Source organism: Flavobacterium sp. (genome assembly GCF_031363805.1).
Taxonomy (GTDB): Bacteria; Bacteroidota; Bacteroidia; order Flavobacteriales; family Flavobacteriaceae; genus Flavobacterium.
Genome location: NZ_JANLVD010000039.1, coordinates 1 through 5,334 on the forward strand (window position 1 = coordinate 1; position 5,334 = coordinate 5,334).

The following is a 5,334-nucleotide window of genomic DNA, read 5'->3' on the forward strand; positions in this document are numbered from 1 at the left end:
GTCTGAAATAACCAACAGAAAAGATAAAAGCATTGTGCAAGCAGATGCAGAATTTTCAAAAAATGACAATGATATTTGGTTTATAACCGATAGAGAAAATGAGTTTCAACGTTTGGCTACATTCAATTTACAAACCAAAATTGTCAGCTATTATACTTCATCAATTCCTTGGAATGTGGAAGGTTATGTTTTATCCGAGGATAAAACCAATTTGGTATTTCTGACCAATGAAGGCGGTTTGAATAAAATTTATTTGATGGACACAACTACCAAAAAGTACAAAGAAATCAAAAATGTGCCAGTAGGATTGTTTGGTGGGATGAGTTTTACAAAAGATGGGAAATATTTGTTTTTAACTCAATCGACTGCAGAATCTTCGTCAGATGTTTATAGATTGGATTTGAAAACCAATAAAATAGAGCAATGGACAGAAAGTGAATTGGGTGAAATGCAAAAGTCGGATATGTCAAAACCAAAATTGATTGAATGGACAAGTTTTGACAAACTAAAAATATCAGGTTTTTATTATCCTGCTTCATCAAAATTTATAGGAAAAAGACCAGTTTTAATCAACATTCATGGCGGACCAGAAGGGCAATCGATGGCTTCATTTTTAGGATCAAATAATTATTATACCAACGAAATGGGAGTCGCTATCATTTATCCAAATGTTCGCGGATCATCTGGTTTTGGAAAAACATTTATTGCCAAAGACAATGGTTTTTTAAGAGAAGATTCCGTTAAAGATATTGGTTCGCTTTTGGATTGGATTGCGCAACAACCTGATTTAGACAAAGACAAAATTATGATTATGGGCGGAAGCTACGGTGGCTACATGACATTAGCCACAGCTTTTCATTTTGCCGATAGAGTTAAATGTTCGGTAGATATTGTGGGAATTTCAAATTTTAATACCTTTTTAAAAAATACAGAAGAATACCGTCGGGATTTGCGCAGGGTGGAATATGGCGATGAAAGAGAAGCCAAAATGTATGCTTTTTTAGAAATAATTTCTCCTTTAAATAATACTGATAAAATTAAAAAACCCATGTTTATTATTCAAGGCACCAACGATCCTAGAGTTCCCGTGACGGAAGCTACTCAAATGCGGGACAAATTAAAAAATCAAGGCAACACGGTTTGGTATCTGGAAGCAAAAGATGAAGGTCATGGCTTTCGTAAAAAAGCAAATGTCGATTACCAGCGTTTGGCGGTCATTCGTTTTATGGAAGAATATTTGTTGAAGTAGGTTAGTTTAAACAAAAAAAGATACAGTTGCAAAGATATTTCTGCAACTGTATCTTTTATTTTTGCCACAGATTAACAAGGATTTTTATAGATTTTCACACTTTCAAAATTTATTTATGATTTAGTATGAATCTGTATAATCCGTGGCAAATACAATTTATATACATAAATTGTATGATTTTAAATTGTAGTTTATTTATGACACCTATAATAATTGACTTTTTGACTGTACATTAAATTGAAAAACATTATGAATTAAATTATATATTAAAGGAAAGGCTCGTAAATTTGCGAGCCTTTCCTTTAATATATAATTTTTGATTTAGTTTATGACTATATCATCAAGCTGAATGGTTGTAGTTGCTCCATTGGTTCCGTCATATTCAAAAATGAAATAGCCGTTTCCTGTTACAGATGCTGGTATTGCATAGGTTCCACTATTTGTGAAACTAGTAGCATATGACGTTGCGGTAGTTGGCAAACCATTTGCTAGTGTAAACTTATCAGTAATATTTACTAAAGTTGCTTGATTTATATTGCCGTTGGGTATCAAATCCGTCGAATAATATATTTTTAAAGGTTGTCCGTCAAAATATCCATCTTTACTTTTAAAAGAAATTCCATTTGCAGCGGTCATATCTACTGGAATAATAAAGTGTGCTTTTGTACATCCTGCATTAAATGCAGACATTTGCAGATATTCGTTATTAGAAAATGATTTAACATCCCAATATCTGTTACCAACAACATTTAAATTTATATATTTTGGAGTAGTAAAACCTGTTGATGTTACGGCAAATGTTTCAAAATTTTCTGTAAATAGCCCAAGATATTGAAGACTACTTCCACCTAAAGCAACTGGAGGAATAACACCAACTCTAGGATTTATGAATTTTACGTCTCTTGAGTTTCTTAAAACTAATTGATATCCATTACCATATTTAGTTAAGATACCTCTAATTTTTCCATTTCCAGAAGGAGTAAATTCTCCAGCAAAATTTGCAAATCTGCTTGTTCTTAAGTCTAATGTGTTGCTTCCGCTAACAAGTTTTAATGATGTATCAAAATCTTTTTTACTATATGTTCCACAATCTGACTGAAACTGCACATTGTCTATTTCTACTAATGAATTTAATAAGGCATCATTACTTGCTTGAGTTAAAGTAATTTTCTTAACTATAGTTTCTTCATCAACTACAGTACAAGTTGGTATAATAGACTTCCCATAATCTAACGCTGGTATTCTATCAACATTTTGCACACTGGTTGGCTTTGCTCCCAAAACCAAACCTCTAGCAAATCCTGTCGGTAAAGAGTAGTATAAATCTTTTAATTTTATAAATACCTTTTTGCCTGGTTGTAGTTTTTTAGTATACAGACTGTAATCATCTATTGACATGCTAAATCCTCTAGTTCCATCAACAGACATGAATGACATTGTTTTGAAAAAATTCCCACCTTCATCACTAGATGTTACTATAGCTTCAATAATATCATCTGCAGTGTATTTCACCGATGTATTTCCTGTAATATTTGCTAAATTATATATATCAGCAACTTCTTTTGTTTTAACTAAATTTGGAACAACACATTCTGGATTGGTTGGTGTTTCAAATGAATCGTTTACACAGCCAAAAAATACAGCTGATGTAAATAAAATGGCAAAAATATTTTTAATTTTATTTTTCATAACTTTTTAATTTAAAAGGTTAAATAAATATTTACTGTATATGTTCTTCCGTATCCGTAGAAATATTTTGGACCAAAAGGACCAATTCCTCCTCCTTGATGGTCTTGATAATCTTCTTTATATGCTCCATTTCTAGATTGTTCAAAACCGCCAGTTTTGTATTTAAAGTCAAGAACATTATTCACATTTGCAAAAAGACCTAATGTATGTCCTTTAATTCTCCAAGATTTTCCACCTACTAAATTCAATAGTTTTATTGGGTCAAATTTTTCTTGTTGCAAATAGCTATCGGCTAAATTTTGGTCAATAACAATTCCTGTATTTCCTGCAGCATCATAATAACTACTGGTTCTTTTCAAGGTAGATACATCCAAATAATTATCTAATAAATAGTTTGCATTTGCGCCAATCCACCAAAATTTAGGATCTCTATATTCTATACCAAATGAATAAGCTTGTTGTGGTGTTCCAGATTGTCTGTAACCAGTTAATTTTGCTTCACCATAATCATTTTTAGTAATAAGTCCTGCATCATCTTTAACACTTACATTTGGATTGTTTGTGATAGTATATTCTCCATAGGCTGCCACTCCGGTTACTTTTATTGTTGAGGTAAGTTGGTATTCTATTCCTGCTTCCAAACCTCTATTTCTTTTATTAATACCTGTAACAACTTCAGAAACAAAACCACCTGTACTTCCTGAGACTGCATCTGCGTAATAGAAATTTATATCTGTAGAATTTTTTGTTTCAGAAAAATATCCTGTAAATCTAGCTTTAAGTTTTGGCGCTCTAATGATATAGCTTACATCTACACTTTTAATTTTTTCATTTGTAATTCCTGTTGTAATATCATTATTTACACGAGCATTTGGAAAAGCATCTTTTGTATTTGGGGCTTTTGTCATGTAAATTGCGTTAACATCAAACAAATGCTTACCAGTTAACTTATAAGTAATACCACCTTTAAATCCAAAATTTTCGAATACAACTTCATTGCTTTTTCCGAAAGAATTTTCAGGATAATATCCGTTTTTATAAAATCCTTCTCTTTGATAAGCAGATTGAGAAAAATTTTGAGCCAAATAAAAATCAAATTTACTGTAAGTAAATTTAAACTGTGTAAAAGCATTCAATCTTTTAGAAGTTATGTCATAATTGTAACCATATTGATCATTTACACCAACTACACGATTAACATTATTTAAATCTGACTGTTGTTGGTTTCCAAAACCAAAAGTACTTTTATCTACAAAATAATTTCCACCCAAAAGATCTAAAAGGTTTTTAAAATTCTTAGTTTTTGAGTATTCATAATTTCCACCAGCGTTTAAAAGAACATTATCTGATAATTTTGAGGTTAAATTGGTATTAAATGTAGCAATATTTTCGTCATTTCTATCTTCATATTGTATGATTCTACTACCATTAGGAAGATTTTCATTATTTATTCTGTAGATATCATTCCAATTTAATTGAGGATCTGCTACAAATTTTGCTTTAGTTTCTTCTGCAGCAATTAAATTTGGAGTAAAAACGTCTGCACTACTGTGAAGACTGATATAATAACTAGGTAGCTTTTTGTAATAAGTAGGATCTGGATTATCAGATTTTGTGTAGTCCAATCTACTGTTTCCAATTTTTCCAGTTTGATAAGAAAGTGTTGTATTCAAGTTGGTATTTGAATTCATTTTCCAATAATGACTTAACATCATCAAAGGCTCTTCAGAATCTTTAAAACGAGAATTTCTTTTTTCTCCTCCTTGGTATCCCCAATATGAATTATATTTTTCTCCAACCAAATTCGTTGTTTCATCAGTATTTGGTGAATTTTTCCCTCTTTTATTTTGAGCATAAATCGAAGTGAAATTTAAGCTGTGCTTTTCGTTAAATCGTTTTTCAACACTAGCAAATAAAGAGTTTGCACTATAATTTGTTCCTTCAAAATATCCTTGATTTGTCCATCGTCTACCAGCAGAAATAGTGTAGGCCCAACCATCTTTTCTCATACCAGAAGCATGTGTACCCATAGTTCTGTAGCTATAATTTGTATTGGTATTCAAGAAAGAAATTCTTGTACCAGGTCTATAAATAGAGGCTCTTGTATTTATTTCTTGAATTCCAGCAATACCACCAAAAGTATAATCTGAAGGTGCTGAACCACTGGTAAATTCTTGATTTCGTGTTGCATCGTTCAAACCTCCCCAGTCTCCATATTGAGGTCTTCCATCGGCCACACGATTCATCAAAACACCATTTATCATCACGTTTGAATATTCATTGTCTATCCCTCTGACATTGAATCTTGCTTGACCAAAATTATAAGCTGATGCTTGTAAAAAAACGTCGCGTGAAGCTTGCAATAAGCCCGAAGTACTTTCTGAACCACTGTTATC

At 31.7% G+C, this 5,334-nt stretch carries 3 protein-coding genes; 1 reads left to right on the forward strand and 2 read right to left on the reverse strand.

What is annotated here, in order from left to right; translation table 11 throughout:
- Positions 1–1,249: alpha/beta fold hydrolase (locus tag RMN92_RS02445; protein WP_309607876.1), on the forward strand; the 1,249-nt coding region annotated here is incomplete at its 5' end.
- Between the two features lie 321 nt (positions 1,250–1,570).
- Here the strand turns inward: RMN92_RS02445 and RMN92_RS02450 are convergent.
- Both RMN92_RS02450 and RMN92_RS02455 read right to left on the reverse strand, forming a co-directional pair.
- A complete protein-coding gene (locus tag RMN92_RS02450; RefSeq protein WP_309607877.1) occupies positions 1,571–2,938 on the reverse strand; it encodes a DUF5689 domain-containing protein in 1,368 nt (455 codons plus the stop codon).
- An 11-nt stretch (positions 2,939–2,949) separates the two neighbouring features.
- On the reverse strand, positions 2,950–5,334 hold a 2,385-nt coding region (locus RMN92_RS02455; RefSeq protein WP_309607878.1), incomplete at its 5' end, for a TonB-dependent receptor.